Origin of the sequence: Streptomyces sp. NPDC006012 (genome assembly GCF_042871185.1) — a bacterium.
Classification (GTDB): Bacteria; Actinomycetota; Actinomycetes; order Streptomycetales; family Streptomycetaceae; genus Streptomyces.
On record NZ_JBIAIE010000001.1, the window covers coordinates 481,638 to 495,862 of the forward strand.

Genomic DNA, 14,225 nt, shown 5'->3' on the forward strand with positions numbered 1-14,225 from the left:
GGAAACAGGAGCCATGACCGAACCGCACCCCACGCTCACCCCGGCCGAGGTGGAGGCCATCGCCCGCGCCGCCCACGCGGGCCGGACGGACAAGGCGGGACGGCCCTACGCCGAGCACCTCCAGGCTGTCGCGGAGGGCGTACGGGCCCGCGGCGGCGATCCCGACCAGATCGCGGCGGCCTGGCTGCACGACGCCGTCGAGGACGCCGCTCTGAGCCACGAGTGGCTGGCCGGCGCCGCGCTGAGCGGCCGCACCAAGGCCATCGTGCTGGCCGTCACCAAGCACCCCGACGAGGAACCGGAGGCGTACGCCCGCCGCATCCTCGACACCCCGGGCGCCCTGCTGGTGAAGGAGGCCGACCTGTCCCACAACACGGCCCCGGCCCGCCTGGCCGCCCTGGACACCCCCACCAGGACCCGCCTGACCCAGAAGTACACAAAAATGCGCACACTCCTGGGCCTGCGTACCTGACCGGGTACCCGGCCCCACCGGGAGCGGCCCTTCCAAGGCCGGCGGGACAGCCCCTTTTCCAGAGACGTGGGGAACTGCACTTCAGAGGCGTGGGGAACTGCACTTCAGGGGCGCGGGGAACTGCGCGCTCGGCCACGACGCTCCCGCAGCCGGACGACGATGTCCGCCGGGGCCGGGCCGGACGGAGTCCGGCGAGCCGCAGGCGGCCCCGGGCGCCGTGCCGGCCTGCTGGCCCGCGGCCCCCACGGCGGGCCACTGCCTCTCCCCGGGGCGCGGGGAGAGGCAGCTGAACGACCTCTCAGCGGAGCGCCTACGCGGCCCCGCCCCGTCGGAACGCCCACTGCATCCTCGGCTCGATCACACATCGGAACACCCGCCGCACGGGCGGTGTGCACAGCAGCGTGACAACGGTGCCCGCGACCACGGTCACCAGGATCTCGCCCAGCGGGCGGTGCAGCCACGCGGCCTCCAACCAGCCCTGGTAGTCAGCGAGTTTGACCAGGAAGCCGTGCAGCAGATAGCCGTACAGCGTGCCCGCGCCGAGCGCGGTGAACCACATGGTGCGGCGCGGCACCAGGGCGTAGAAGCAGGCGGTCAGCACCAGCGAGCAGCCGAACAGGGCGAGCACCATGAGCGGACCGCACCACCACGGCATGCCCAGTTCCTGCGCCGAGTCCCGGTGGTAGAACCACGCGGCCCGCATGCGCGGCACGACCCACCAGCCGAAGACCAGCGCGGCGGCGAACACCGGCACGGCGGCGATCCGCAGCCAGCGATGCCGCATCAGCTCGAAGTGTTCCGGCTTCAGGCACAGGCCCAGCACGAAGTACGGCAGGAACTGCAGCACCCGCTGGAGATCCAGGTCGTCACCGATGCTCGGGGAGACGGTCGCCAGCATCGCGATGCCGAACGCCACCGGAAGCGGCCAGCGGATCACCTTCCAGATCGGCGTCGTCAGGCGCCAGATGAACAGCGCGCACAGGAACCAGGTGAGGTACCAGGGATCGAGGAGGCTGATCTCCTGGTCGGGGGAGTGGTCCACGTACCGCTTGAACAGCGGGTAGGCGGTCTCGAAGACGACGTACGGCACGGCGACGCCGGTGATGAGGCGCTGGAGCCGGTCCGGGCGCATGTCGAAGCTGCGCGAGAAGAAGCCGGAGATGATGATGAACGCCGGCATGTGGAAGGCGTACACGATCATGTACGCGCCCTGCAGCACGCGGCTGTCGCCCTTCAGCGGCTCCCACGCGTGGCCGATGGCCACGAGGACGATCGCCAGGTACTTGGCGTTGTCGAAGAACGCGTCGCGCTGCTTGCCGGGTCTGCCCGCCGGGGAGGGCGTGCCGGGCGTTCCGTCGCGCGGCGTCTGTGCCGGGAGGAGCAGTTTTCGGTTCTGGCCGGGGGACGGAGCGGCGTCAAACATCTGAGGAACCCTAGCGTTGTCCCTGGGTTTACGTAAAACTCCCCATGAATTCCCCAGGTCAGGGCTTCAGTTACCCGTTGAATTGCCGAACTCGGTCTTTCTGGCGGCGTGATGATGAGCACATCTGCGACCGGCAGCCGTCCTCAATGTACCGATTCATCCAGACTAATTGCCGCATATGGCCCTTCTCTTGGTGAAGAACTCCGGAAATTCGAATTACCTGTGAACATGCTGTGTGATCGGCGAAACGGCGCCCTGTGATTGCCTGTTGGAAGGCCCGGAACAATCCGTCGAAGCCCGCGCGGGTGCGCCCTCGAATTGCTGTACGGGGTGCCCTGTGGGCCCAACTCCCCAGTTGCCGTGCGGTCGATGATGCGTCACGTGCCGCATACAGTGGCCGGGTTGGTGGCACGATGGTTCTGGCGGGGGCGCGAGGCAGCATCCCCGGGCCGGGAGAGCGGACCGACCGAAGGTGTGATCAGTGTGGCCATTTCACTGTCCGTGGTGCTGCTGTTGGCGATCATCCTCGTGGTGTTGATCCGAGGGGGGAACATCAAGGCCGGACCCGCCGTCGTCGCCATACTCTTCGGCTTCTTCCTGGCATCGAGCGGCATGGCCCCGTCCATCCAGCGCTTCCTCGACTCGATAGCCCAGACGATCAACTCGATCAGTTTCTGAGCGGCCGGGGCGTCCCGCCCGGAACGCGGGGACGGTTTCCGGCCGGTGCGCCCGGGTGCCCGAGGCCCCGGCCGTCCCCGCCATCCGCCCGGCCGGCACCCGCGAGCCCAGGACGTGGCCTGCCGGGCGGGCGACCCGCGCTCCCCGGACGCGGCCGTGGGCCGACCGGCGCCACTGAGCGGCGCCGCCCCGGGCCGATTCACGCACTGAGGCCCAGGGCGAGGAAACAACCTCTCACCTGGGCCTCAGTCATACAGAGCGGGCGACGGGAATCGAACCCGCGTAGCTAGTTTGGAAGACTAGGGCTCTACCATTGAGCTACGCCCGCACACCATGTGCCGCTGGTCGGAGGACCGCGGCACAAGCAGCATCGTAGCGGGTCGCACGTCGCGTAGGCCAACGTGTTGGTCTGCGGGTATGCCGCGGCGAGGTCGGCCGGGAAACCGGCCGACGTATCCGGTTCGGGCATGTACCCTACGTGTCGCACCAGCACGGGGTGTGGCGCAGCTTGGTAGCGCGTCCGCTTTGGGAGCGGAAGGCCGTGGGTTCAAATCCCGCCACCCCGACCACCGACCGAGGGCATCCTCGTGATCGCCTTTTGGGGCGCTGACCGGCTGCGGCTACTATGCAAGCTGCGCGCCCGTGTGTCCCGGCCCACTCGGCCTACGAACTCCTCCGGGCGGCGAAATCCGCCGGACCTGCGTGGCTCCGGCAGAACCCGAGAAGTCAGCCACAAGGAGACCGAACCGTGAAGAGCGCCGTGGAGACCCTGAACCCGACCCGGGTTCGGCTCACTGTCGAGGTGCCCTTCGAGGAGCTCAAGGACAGCCTCGACGCGGCGTACAAGAAGATCAACCAGCAGGTCACGGTGAAGGGCTTCCGCAAGGGCAAGATCCCGGCCCGCGTCATCGACCAGCGGTTCGGCCGCGGCGCCGTGCTGGAGGAGGCCGTCAACGACGCGCTCCCGAAGTTCTACACGGAGGCGGTCAACGAGGCCGAGCTGAACCCGTTGGGCCAGCCCGAGGTCGACATCACCGAGCTGAAGGACGGCGAGACGCTGAACTTCACCGCCGAGGTCGACATCCGTCCGGCCCTGGAACTGCCGGACTACAGCGGTATCGAGGTCGAGGTCGACGCCATCGAGGTCACCGACGAGGACGTCGACAAGTCGGTCGAGCAGCTCCGTGAGCGCTTCGCCTCCACCACACCGGTCGAGCGGGCCGCCGAGGACGGGGACGTCGTCACCCTCGACCTGGAGGCCAAGGTCGACGACGAGGTCCTGGAGGACGGCGTCGCCAGCGGCGTCTCCTACACCATCGGCTCCGGTGAGCTGCTGGACGGCATCGACGACGCGGTCAAGGGCCTTGAGGCCGGTGGCGAGGCCACCTTCACCTCCGAGCTGAAGGGCGGCTCCGCGGCGGGCAAGGAGGCCGAGGTCACCGTCAAGGTCAGCGAGGTCGCCGCCCGCGAACTGCCGGAGCTGGACGACGAGTTCGCGCAGCTCGCCTCCGAGTTCGACACCCTGGAGGAGATGCGGGCGGACAGCCGCAAGCGTCTCGCGAACATGAAGCAGTACGACCAGGCCACGCAGGCCCAGGAGCGCGTGCTGGACAAGCTGCTGGAGCTGGTCGAGGTCCCGGTCCCCGAGAAGCTGCTCGAAGACGAGGTCAACACCCGCAAGCACAACCTGGAGCACCACCAGCTCGCCCAGATGGGCCTGACCCTCGACAAGTACCTGGAGCTCCAGGGCAAGACCGCCGAGGAGTTCGAGACCGAGACCCACGAGGCCGCGGTCAAGGGCATCAAGACCCAGTTCGTCCTCGACGAGCTGGTCAAGCTGGAGAAGCTCAACGTCAACCAGGAGGAGCTGACCGAGCACCTCATGCGGCGCGCGGCCTCCTCCGGCATGTCCCCCGACCAGTTCGCCCAGGCCGTCGTCGAGGGCGGTCAGGTCCCGCTCCTGGTCGGCGAGGTCGCCCGCGGCAAGGCCCTGGCCATCGTGGTCGAGGCGGCCACGGTGAAGGACACCAACGGCGAGGTCGTCGACCTGGACGACGAGGACGAGGACGGCGACGAGGCAGCGGACTCCGCGGAGCAGGCCGAGGCGTCGGCCGAGGACAAGCCCGAGGCCTGACCCTCACCGCACAGCACCGGCAGCACCCCGAGCGGGCCCCTGGGAACCTTTTCCCCGGGGCCCCCTCCGTCCCACCCCCGGGGTGCCCACGGGCTGCTCCGCACCCACGCCCGTACGGGCCCCCGTGCACCCTTCCCCGGCCCTCCACGGCCCGCTTGCGCACACCCGGCCCAGGCAGCGCCCCAGGGTCCCTCCCCGCCCGCTGGCCCATGCGGCCCACTCAGGGGGCACGCAGCCCACCCAGAGGCGCGGGGGACCGGGCACCCGGCCCCCACCCGCCCGCACCCCCCACCACTCCCGAACCAACCGCGTCACCCCCACCCCAGCCGCACCGCCCCGGGACCGGCAGCCCCAGCCCACCCCCAACCGGCGGAGCCACCCCGCTACGCCCCCGGCGAACACCCCCGTCCACGGGATTCCCCGACGGGACCCGCGCGTTAGGGTCCATGAATACGAGGGCAGGGGAGTCTCCCGAAGCCCCCGGCAGGATTACGCAGGATTACGCAGGACACGTGAGACGGCCCGGCGCCGTCGTAAGACGAGCAGGTGGATACGTGACGAATCTGATGCCCTCCGCCGCCGGCGAGCCTTCCATCGGTGGCGGCCTCGGCGACCAGGTCTACAACCGGCTGCTCGGCGAGCGGATCATCTTCCTCGGCCAGCAGGTCGACGACGACATCGCGAACAAGATCACCGCGCAGCTGCTGCTCCTGGCCGCCGATCCGGCCAAGGACGTCTTCCTCTACATCAACAGCCCCGGCGGCTCGGTGACGGCCGGCATGGCGATCTACGACACCATGCAGTACATCCCGAACGACGTGGTCACCATCGCCATGGGCATGGCGGCCTCGATGGGCCAGTTCCTGCTGACCGGCGGCGCCGCGGGCAAGCGCTTCGCGCTGCCCCACGCCGACATCATGATGCACCAGGGCTCCGCGGGCCTCGGCGGCACCGTCTCGGACATCAAGATCCAGGCCGAGTACCTGATGCGTACGAAGAAGCGCATGTCCGAGCTGACCGCGCTGCACTCCGGCCAGACCGTGGAAACGATCATCCGGGACGGCGACCGCGACCGCTGGTTCACGCCCGAGGAGGCCAAGGAGTACGGTCTCATCGACGAGATCATCACGCATGCCTCCGGTGTTCCGGGAGGCGGCGGCACCGGTGCCTGACCGGCCCGGCCACGCCACGCACCGCCGAGACTCCAGCCCCCAGAACGCCACCAGGACGGTGAACCTCATGAACAACTTCCCCGGCGCCGCCAGCGGCCAGTACGACGGGCCCCGGCCCGACAGCCGCTACGTCATCCCGCGCTTCGTGGAGCGCACCTCCCAGGGCATTCGCGAGTACGACCCGTACGCGAAGCTCTTCGAGGAGCGCGTGATCTTCCTCGGCGTCCAGATCGACGACGCCTCCGCCAACGACGTCATGGCGCAGCTGCTGTGCCTGGAGTCGATGGACCCCGACCGGGACATCTCGATCTACATCAACAGCCCCGGCGGCGACATGACCGCCCTGACGGCGATCTACGACACGATGCAGTTCGTGAAGCCGGACATCCAGACGGTGTGCATGGGCCAGGCGGCCTCCGCGGCCGCCATCCTGCTCGCCGCCGGTACGCCGGGCAAGCGCATGGCGCTGCCGAACTCGCGCGTGCTGATCCACCAGCCCGCCGGCAGCACTGGCCGCGGCCAGCTCTCCGACCTGGAGATCATCGCCAACGAGTTCACGCGCATGCGCACGCAGCTGGAGGAGATGCTGGCCAAGCACTCCAACCAGCCGCTCGAAAAGGTGCGCGAGGACATCGAGCGCGACAAGATCCTCACGGCGGAGGAAGCCCTTCAGTACGGCCTGGTCGACCAGATCATCTCCACCCGCAAGATGAACAACGAAGTCGTCCGCTGAGGCGGAGCGCGGGTCGCCCCCTGCGTTCGGCACGCGGAGGGGACGTCCTTTGTCGCCCTTGGCGCGGTGCACGTCAAAGTGAACCGTGCCAAGGGGGGCCCGAACGGGGGGCTCGGCAAGGTACCGTCGGACATAAGGCAGCACCAGGAGCCGCTGGACCCATAGTGTCCAGGCGTCTCCCAGGCGAAGGGGAAGCACACCGTGGCACGCATCGGTGACGGCGGCGATCTGCTCAAGTGCTCGTTCTGCGGCAAGAGCCAGAAGCAGGTCAAAAAGCTCATCGCAGGGCCCGGTGTCTACATCTGCGACGAGTGCATCGACCTCTGCAACGAGATCATCGAGGAGGAGCTGGCGGAGACCAGCGAGGTGCGCTGGGAGGAACTGCCGAAGCCGCGCGAGATCTACGAGTTCCTGGAGGGCTACGTGGTCGGCCAGGAGGCCGCCAAGAAGGCCCTGTCCGTCGCGGTGTACAACCACTACAAGCGGGTCCAGGCGGGCGAGAACGGCGGCGCGCAAGGCCGCGACGACGCCATCGAGTTGGCGAAGTCCAACATCCTCCTGCTGGGCCCCACGGGCTCCGGCAAGACCCTCCTCGCGCAGACCCTCGCGCGCATGCTGAACGTCCCCTTCGCCATCGCCGACGCGACGGCGCTGACGGAGGCGGGCTACGTCGGCGAGGACGTGGAGAACATTCTCCTCAAGCTGATCCAGGCGGCTGACTACGACGTCAAGAAGGCCGAGACCGGGATCATCTACATCGACGAGATCGACAAGGTCGCGCGGAAGAGTGAAAACCCCTCGATCACCCGGGACGTCTCGGGCGAGGGCGTCCAGCAGGCCCTGCTGAAGATCCTCGAAGGCACCACGGCCTCGGTGCCGCCGCAGGGCGGTCGCAAGCACCCGCACCAGGAGTTCATCCAGATCGACACGACGAACGTCCTGTTCATCGTGGGCGGCGCCTTCGCGGGTCTGGAGAAGATCATCGAGGGCCGGGCCGGCGCCAAGGGCATCGGTTTCGGCGCGACGATCCGCTCCAAGCGCGAGCTGGAGTCCAAGGACGTCTTCGAGGACGTCATGCCGGAGGACCTGGTCAAGTTCGGCATGATCCCCGAGTTCATCGGCCGGCTCCCGGTCATCACCTCGGTCCACAACCTCGACCGCAAGGCCCTGCTCCAGATCCTCGTCGAGCCGCGCAACGCCCTGGTGAAGCAGTACCAGCGCCTGTTCGAACTCGACGGTGTGGAACTGGACTTCGAGCGCGAGGCACTGGAGGCCATCGCCGACCAGGCGATCCTGCGCCAGACCGGTGCCCGCGGTCTGCGCGCCATCATGGAGGAGGTCCTCCAGGCGGTGATGTACGAGGTGCCGTCCCGCAAGGACGTGGCCCGCGTCGTCATCACCGCGGACGTCGTCCTGTCGAACGTCAATCCGACCCTGATCCCGCGCGACGCCCGCGGCCGGGGCCCGGGCGAGCAGAAGACGGCCTAGCCCGCGCGCGAGCCCGCGCACACCTGCATGTACGAGAGCCCCGGCCGTCGGCCGGGGCTCTCGTACATGCAGGTGTGCGCCGTCCCGAGGGAGCGGCGGCATCAGCCCTTGACGCGTACTTCCTTGCGCAGCTTGGCCGTTGTCTCGGCCGCGGCCGCCGGGTCGGCGGACTTGCCCGAGGCGATGTCCGCCAATTCCATGGGCATCACGAAACCGATGGTGCTGTGGTCACTCCACGCGCAGTACGTCACGCTCATGGTCTTCGACATGCCCGTCGAGGAGCCCGCGGAGTTGTCGATGCCGGCGGCCTGGCACTTGAGGATCCCGCCGTCCAGCGAACCCGGCTTGTACTCCTCGGGGCTTCCCTTGAAGGTGACCTCGTTGTTCCCGGTGTCCTTCTTCATGGACGCGAAGAGACCGTCCAGGGCCTTCTCCGGGTCGTCGATCGACCCGTAGACGCCGCCGAAGGAGATCATCTTGCCGCCCAGCGGATTGCTCTCGTCCTTCACCTCGTAGGAGGCACTGACGTCCTTCGGGTTCTGCACGCCCCACGACTCGGCGTCCTTCAGGTCGTCCTTCGACATGGTGCCGCTGTCGCCGTCGGACTTCTTGTACTCGGTGAGCACCGTGTCCGGCGTGACCAGCTTGTGCGGCCCGTCGTCCGCGACGTCCGAACCGCTGCCGCTGCCCCCGCCGAGCACGAAGAAGGCGCCGACCGCGACGGCCACCACCACGGCCGCCGCACCGATGATCAGGCCCGTCTTCTTGCCGCCGCCGCCCGGAACCGGGGGCTGCGGGGCGCCGAAGGGCTGCCCAAAGGGCTGTCCGTAGGGCTGCTGTCCGTAAGGGCTCTGCTGCGGGGGAAACCCACCTTGCTGCGGATAGCCGTAGCCGGGCTGGGCGGGCGGAGCCTGTGGCGGCTGGCCGTAGCCGGGCTGCTGCGGCGGGACCGGCGGGGTCTGCGGCGGCTGACCGTAGCCGGACTGCGGGGGAGGAGCCTGCGGCGGCTGGCCGTAGCCGGGCTGCGGCGTCGGGGCCTGGGGCGGCTGGCCGTAGCCCGGCTGCGGGGGAGGAGTCTGCTGCGGCGGACCGTAGCCGGGCTGCTGCTGCGGCGGGGCCGGTGGCTGCTGGGGGTAGCCGTAGCCGGGCTGGGGCGCCTGCGGCGGCTGGCCGTAGGGGCCCGGCTGGCCGTACGGTCCAGGCTGCTGGGGCCGGCCGTCACCGTATGGGCCCGGCTGGTCGTGACTCATCTCTGGGGTCCCCCTCGCATACTTATGTGTTCCTGACATCCTGGCTCAGCCCTCGGAAGCCCACGGCATCGGGGACCGTACCGTTACAGAACATCGGCGTTTCGGGACTGGGCCGCGGCACCTCTAAACTGGCCCGCGTGACCGAGAACGCTCAGCAGCAGCCACCAGCGCCCAGCACCGAACTGCCGACCCAGTACGCGCCGGCCGACGTAGAGGGCCCGCTGTACGAGCGCTGGGTGGAGCGGGGTTACTTCGAGGCGGACGCGACGAGCGACAAGCCGCCGTACACCATCGTCATCCCGCCGCCGAACGTCACCGGCTCGCTCCACCTGGGCCACGCCTTCCAGCACACGCTCATGGACGCCCTCACCCGCCGCAGGCGCATGCAGGGGTACGAGTCGCTGTGGCTGCCCGGTATGGACCACGCCGGCATCGCCACCCAGAACAAGGTCGAGCAGCAGCTCGCCGAGGAGGGCAAGTCCCGCCACGACCTGGGCCGCGAGGAGTTCGTCGAGCGGGTCTGGCAGTGGAAGGACGAGTACGGCGGCAAGATCCTCGGCCAGATGCGCCGCCTCGGCGACGGCGTCGCCTGGTCCCGTGAGCGCTTCACGATGGACGAGGGCCTGTCCAAGGCCGTCCTCACCATCTTCAAGCGCCTGTACGAGGACGAGCTGATCTACCGCGCCGAGCGGATCATCAACTGGTGCCCGCGCTGTCTGACCGCCATCTCGGACATCGAGGTGGAATACCAGGAGGACGCCGGCGAACTGGTCTCCATCCGCTACGGCGAGGGCGAGGACAGTCTCGTCGTCGCCACCACGCGCGCGGAGACGATGCTCGGCGACACCGCCGTCGCGGTCCACCCCGACGACGAGCGCTACCGGCACCTGGTCGGCAAGGAGATCAAGCTCCCGCTGACGGACCGTAGGATCCCCGTCGTCGCGGACACCCATGTCGATCCCGAGTTCGGCACCGGCGCCGTCAAGGTGACCCCGGCGCACGACCCGAACGACTTCGCGATCGGCCAGCGCCACGGCCTGCCGTCGCTGACGATCATGGACGAGCGCGGTGTCATCACCGTCCACGGCCCCTTCCTCGGCCTGGACCGCTTCGAGGCCCGCTCGGCCGTCGTCGGCGCGCTGCGCGAACAGGGCCGCATCGTCGCCGAGAAGCGCCCCTACATGCACTCCGTCGGGCACTGCTCGCGTTGCGAGACCACGGTCGAACCCCGGCTGTCGATGCAGTGGTGGGTCAAGGTCGCCCCGCTCGCCAAGGCCGCGGGCGACGCGGTCCGCGACGGCCGGGTGCGGATCCACCCCGAGGACATGTCGAAGCGCTACTTCGACTGGGTCGACAACATGCACGACTGGTGCATCTCGCGCCAGCTGTGGTGGGGCCACCGCATCCCGATCTGGTACGGGCCGGACGGCGAGGTCGTCTGCGTCGGCCCTGACGAGGAGCCGCCCACCGGCGAGGGCTGGCACCAGGACCCCGATGTCCTGGACACCTGGTTCTCCTCCGGCCTGTGGCCGTTCTCCACGCTCGGCTGGCCGGAGAAGACCCCGGACCTCGCGAAGTTCTACTCGACCGACGTCCTGCTCACCGGTCATGACATCATCTTCTTCTGGGTCGCCCGGATGATGATGTTCGGACTGTACGCCATGGACGGCGAGGTCCCCTTCCACACCATCGCCCTCACCGGCCTGGTCCGCGACGAGTTCGGCAAGAAGATGTCGAAGTCCTTCGGCAACGCGGTCGACCCGCTGGACTGGATGGACAAGTACGGCTCCGACGCCGTCCGCTTCACCCTCGCCAAGGGCGCCAACCCGGGCGCCGACGTGCCGATCGGCGAGGACTGGGTGCAGGGTTCGCGCAACTTCGCCAACAAGATCTGGAACGCGACCCGCTTCGCGCTGATGAACGGCGCCACGGTCGAGGGCCCGCTGCCCGACGCGTCGCGGATGTCGGCGACGGACCGCTGGATCCTCTCCCGGCTGAACTCGGTCGTCGCCGAAGTCGACGCGTACTACGACGACTTCCAGTTCGCCAAGCTCTCCGACGCCCTCTTCCACTTCGCCTGGGACGAGGTCTTCGACTGGTACGTCGAGCTGTCCAAGACCACCTTCCAGGCGGGCGGCGAGGCGGCCGAGGTCAGCAGGCGCGTCCTCGGCGAGGTCCTGGACGTCACCCTGAAGCTGCTGCACCCGGTGGTCCCGTTCGTCACCGAGACCCTGTGGACCACGCTCACCGGCGGCGAGTCGGTGGTCATCGCCGACTGGCCGCAGGCCGTGTCCGTTCCCGGGGCCGACGCCCCGGGCGGCTTCCGGGACGTCGCCGCCGAGCGGGAGATCGAGTCCCTGCAGTCCGTCATCACCGAGGTCCGCCGGTTCCGCGCCGACCAGGGCCTGCAGCCGGGCCAGCGGGTCCCGGCCCGGCTCACGCTGGACGGTACGGCGCTGGCCCCGCACGAGGCCGCCATCCGCCAGCTGCTGCGCCTCCAGCCGGAGGGCGACGCCTTCACCGCCACGGCGACCCTGCCGGTCGCGGGCGCGGAGGTCGCGCTCGACCTCTCCGGCACGATCGACGTGGCCGCCGAGCGCAAGCGCCTCGCCAAGGACCTCGCCGCCGCGGAGAAGGAGCGCCAGCAGGCGCAGGCCAAGCTGGGCAACGAGGCGTTCCTCGGCAAGGCGCCCGACCATGTGGTGGAGGGCATCCGGGGACGGCTGGCCAAGGCCGACGAGGACATCGCCCGGATCACCGCGCAGCTGGGGCGCCTGCCGCAGGCGTAGGAGGCGATACCCCCGGTAGGGGATACGCGGACATCACGGACGCGCCCGGAGCCCAAGGGCTCCGGGCGCGTCCGTGATCTGCGGCGCGACCGGCCGGAGGGGTCCCGCACCCGCCCCACGGGACCGGCCACTCCCGTCTCCGGGCTCCCTGGGCACCGCTCTAGACTGGCCCTGTGAGTGAAAGCGATCCGTTCGACGACATCGTCGCCGCCGAGACCGACCGCGACCCCGACCTCGCGGTGATCGAGGCCGGCAGCCGCACCTTGCGCACCCAGGGCGGCCGGGCACAGGACGACATGCCCGCCCGGCCCGCGGACCCCGAGGTCGACAAAGCCCTGCGCGAGGTCGAGGCGGAGCTGGCCGGCCGCTGGGGCGAGACCAAGCTGGAGCCCTCCGTCACCCGGATCGCCGCGCTCGTGGACGTCCTCGGGGAGCCCCAGCGGGCCTACCCCTCGATCCACATCACGGGGACGAACGGCAAGACGTCCACGGCCCGCATGATCGAGGCGCTGTTCGGCGCTTTCGAGCTGCGCACCGGCCGCTACACCTCGCCGCACGTCCAGTCGATCACCGAGCGGATCAGCCTCGACGGCGCTCCGATCTCCGCCGAGCGCTTCATCGAGACGTACCGCGACATCAAGCCGTACATCGAGATGGTCGACGCCCAGCAGGAGTACCGGCTCTCCTTCTTCGAGGTGCTCACCGGCATGGCGTACGCCGCCTTCGCGGACGCGCCGGTCGACGTGGCCGTCGTCGAGGTCGGCATGGGCGGCAGCTGGGACGCGACGAACGTGATCGACGGGGACGTCGCCGTGATCATGCCCATCGACCTGGACCACACCGACCGGCTCGGCGGCACGCACGCGGAGATCGCCACCGAGAAGGCCGGGATCATCAAGCGCGGCGCAACCGTGATCATGGCGCAGCAGCCGGTGGACGCGGCGCAGGTGCTGCTGAAGAAGGCCGTGGAAGCCGACGCCACGGTGGCCCGGGAGGGCCTGGAGTTCGGCGTCACGGCCCGGCAGGTCGCCCTCGGCGGCCAGCTGCTGACCCTGCGCGGTCTCGGCGGTGAGTACCCGGAGGTCTACCTCCCGCTGCACGGCGCCCACCAGGCGCACAACGCGGCCGTCGCACTGGCGGCGGTGGAGGCGTTCTTCGGCGTCGGTGCGCAGCGCGCCGAGACGCTGGACCTCGACACGGTCCGCAAGGCGTTCGCGGCCGTCTCCTCGCCGGGCCGGCTGGAGATCGTACGGCGCTCGCCGACCGTCGTCCTGGACGCGGCGCACAACCCGGCGGGCGCGCGGGCCGCGGCCGAGGCGGTGGCGGAGGCATTCGACTTCAGCCGGCTGATCGGCGTGGTGGGCGCCACCGACGACAAGGACGTCCGCGGGCTGCTGGAAGCCTTCGAGCCGATCTTCGCCGAGGTCGTCGTCACCCAGAACTCCAGCCACCGCGCGATGGACGCGGATGAGCTGGCCGCGCTCGCCGTGGAGGTGTTCGGGGACGAGCGGGTCCAGGTGGAGCCGCGGCTTCCGGACGCGCTGGAGGCCGCGATCACGCTGGCCGAGGAAGAGGGTGAGTTCGCGGGCGGCGGCGTCCTGGTCACCGGCTCGGTCATCACCGTCGGCGAGGCCCGTCTGCTGCTCGGAAGGGGCTGAGAGACCGATGCGTACGCTCTGCTCCTCGACCCTGATCGGCGAGTTCTTCGTCATCGGCTTCGCCGGACTCGTCGCGATGAAGAACCCGGACCTGTCGACGTCGACGGTGTGGACGGTCAGCGGGATCGCGATGTTCCTGTGTCTGCTGCTGTGCGGCGTGGTGACCCGGCCGGGCGGCGTGGTGTTCGGCTGGGTGCTGCAGATCGTGCTGGTCGCCTCCGGCTTCGTCGTCCCGACCATGTTCGTCCTGGGCGTGATGTTCGGGGCGCTGTGGTGGGCGGCCGTGCACTTCGGACGGAAGATCGACGAGGCGAAGGCGAGATTCGCCGCGCAGGCCGCGCAGGCAGCCGCCCCGGGGAACTCCGGGGCTGACGCTGTGTGAGCGCCGCTCGGACACCCCCTGTAACCTCATCCCACCGCACCCGTCC

General features: G+C 69.5%; 11 protein-coding genes and 2 tRNA genes. 10 read left to right on the plus strand and 3 right to left on the minus strand.

Annotated features, from left to right (window positions below; all coding sequences use genetic code 11):
- The first annotated feature begins 13 nt into the window (after window positions 1–13).
- Complete coding sequence (locus tag ACFYPJ_RS02030) at window positions 14–472, plus strand: HD domain-containing protein (RefSeq protein ID WP_389008982.1); 459 nt, start codon at window positions 14–16, stop codon at window positions 470–472.
- Window positions 473–782: 310 nt separating this feature from the next.
- On the opposite strand, the gene ACFYPJ_RS02035 is transcribed toward ACFYPJ_RS02030, so the two are convergent.
- Window positions 783–1,895: an acyltransferase family protein gene (locus tag ACFYPJ_RS02035; RefSeq protein ID WP_389008984.1), complete on the minus strand. Its 1,113-nt coding sequence runs from the start codon at window positions 1,893–1,895 to the stop codon at window positions 783–785.
- A 483-nt stretch (window positions 1,896–2,378) separates the two neighbouring features.
- On the opposite strand from ACFYPJ_RS02035, the gene ACFYPJ_RS02040 reads away from it, so the two are divergent.
- Complete coding sequence (locus tag ACFYPJ_RS02040; protein ID WP_389008987.1) at window positions 2,379–2,573, plus strand: hypothetical protein; 195 nt, start codon at window positions 2,379–2,381, stop codon at window positions 2,571–2,573.
- Between the two features lie 257 nt (window positions 2,574–2,830).
- Here the strand turns inward: ACFYPJ_RS02040 and ACFYPJ_RS02045 are convergent.
- Window positions 2,831–2,901: transfer RNA gene (locus ACFYPJ_RS02045), tRNA-Gly, on the minus strand.
- A gap of 164 nt (window positions 2,902–3,065) precedes the next feature.
- Between ACFYPJ_RS02045 and ACFYPJ_RS02050 the strand changes: the two genes are divergently transcribed.
- From ACFYPJ_RS02050 to clpX, 5 genes are all read left to right on the plus strand, one after another.
- Window positions 3,066–3,142, plus strand: a tRNA-Pro gene (locus ACFYPJ_RS02050).
- 179 nt (window positions 3,143–3,321) lie between these two features.
- A complete protein-coding gene (gene tig, locus ACFYPJ_RS02055) occupies window positions 3,322–4,707 on the plus strand; it encodes a trigger factor (protein WP_389008990.1) in 1,386 nt (461 codons plus the stop codon).
- A 566-nt stretch (window positions 4,708–5,273) separates the two neighbouring features.
- Window positions 5,274–5,879, plus strand: coding sequence for an ATP-dependent Clp protease proteolytic subunit (locus ACFYPJ_RS02060; RefSeq protein WP_389010091.1), 606 nt, complete (start codon window positions 5,274–5,276; stop codon window positions 5,877–5,879).
- A gap of 67 nt (window positions 5,880–5,946) precedes the next feature.
- A complete protein-coding gene (locus ACFYPJ_RS02065) occupies window positions 5,947–6,612 on the plus strand; it encodes an ATP-dependent Clp protease proteolytic subunit (protein WP_389008993.1) in 666 nt (221 codons plus the stop codon).
- Between the two features lie 201 nt (window positions 6,613–6,813).
- Window positions 6,814–8,100, plus strand: coding sequence for an ATP-dependent Clp protease ATP-binding subunit ClpX (gene clpX, locus ACFYPJ_RS02070; protein ID WP_376525886.1), 1,287 nt, complete (start codon window positions 6,814–6,816; stop codon window positions 8,098–8,100).
- A gap of 101 nt (window positions 8,101–8,201) precedes the next feature.
- Here the strand turns inward: clpX and ACFYPJ_RS02075 are convergent, their stop codons facing one another.
- On the minus strand, window positions 8,202–9,350 hold the full coding sequence (locus ACFYPJ_RS02075; protein WP_389008996.1) for a hypothetical protein: 1,149 nt from the start codon (window positions 9,348–9,350) through the stop codon (window positions 8,202–8,204).
- A gap of 137 nt (window positions 9,351–9,487) precedes the next feature.
- On the opposite strand from ACFYPJ_RS02075, the gene ACFYPJ_RS02080 reads away from it, so the two are divergent.
- The 3 genes from ACFYPJ_RS02080 (at window position 9,488) to ACFYPJ_RS02090 (ending at window position 14,179) form a co-directional block, all read left to right on the plus strand.
- Complete coding sequence (locus ACFYPJ_RS02080; RefSeq protein ID WP_389008999.1) at window positions 9,488–12,139, plus strand: valine--tRNA ligase; 2,652 nt, start codon at window positions 9,488–9,490, stop codon at window positions 12,137–12,139.
- 173 nt (window positions 12,140–12,312) lie between these two features.
- Entirely contained in the window at window positions 12,313–13,797 is a 1,485-nt protein-coding gene (locus ACFYPJ_RS02085; RefSeq protein WP_389009002.1) for a bifunctional folylpolyglutamate synthase/dihydrofolate synthase, read from the plus strand.
- A 7-nt stretch (window positions 13,798–13,804) separates the two neighbouring features.
- Window positions 13,805–14,179 (plus strand): DUF4233 domain-containing protein, encoded by a 375-nt coding sequence (locus tag ACFYPJ_RS02090; RefSeq protein WP_389009004.1) that lies wholly within the window; start codon window positions 13,805–13,807, stop codon window positions 14,177–14,179.
- Window positions 14,180–14,225: the final 46 nt, after the last annotated feature.

Excerpts from the sequence above, each read along its gene's own strand:
- ACFYPJ_RS02030 (WP_389008982.1), top strand. The coding sequence starts at position 14 with ATGACCGAACCGCACCCCACGCTCACCCCGGCCGAGGTGGAGGCCATC.
- ACFYPJ_RS02035 (WP_389008984.1), bottom strand. The coding sequence starts at position 1,895 with ATGTTTGACGCCGCTCCGTCCCCCGGCCAGAACCGAAAACTGCTCCTC.
- ACFYPJ_RS02060 (WP_389010091.1), top strand. The coding sequence starts at position 5,274 with ATGCCCTCCGCCGCCGGCGAGCCTTCCATCGGTGGCGGCCTCGGCGAC.
- ACFYPJ_RS02065 (WP_389008993.1), top strand. The coding sequence starts at position 5,947 with ATGAACAACTTCCCCGGCGCCGCCAGCGGCCAGTACGACGGGCCCCGG.
- ACFYPJ_RS02075 (WP_389008996.1), bottom strand. The coding sequence starts at position 9,350 with ATGAGTCACGACCAGCCGGGCCCATACGGTGACGGCCGGCCCCAGCAG.
- ACFYPJ_RS02090 (WP_389009004.1), top strand. The coding sequence starts at position 13,805 with ATGCGTACGCTCTGCTCCTCGACCCTGATCGGCGAGTTCTTCGTCATC.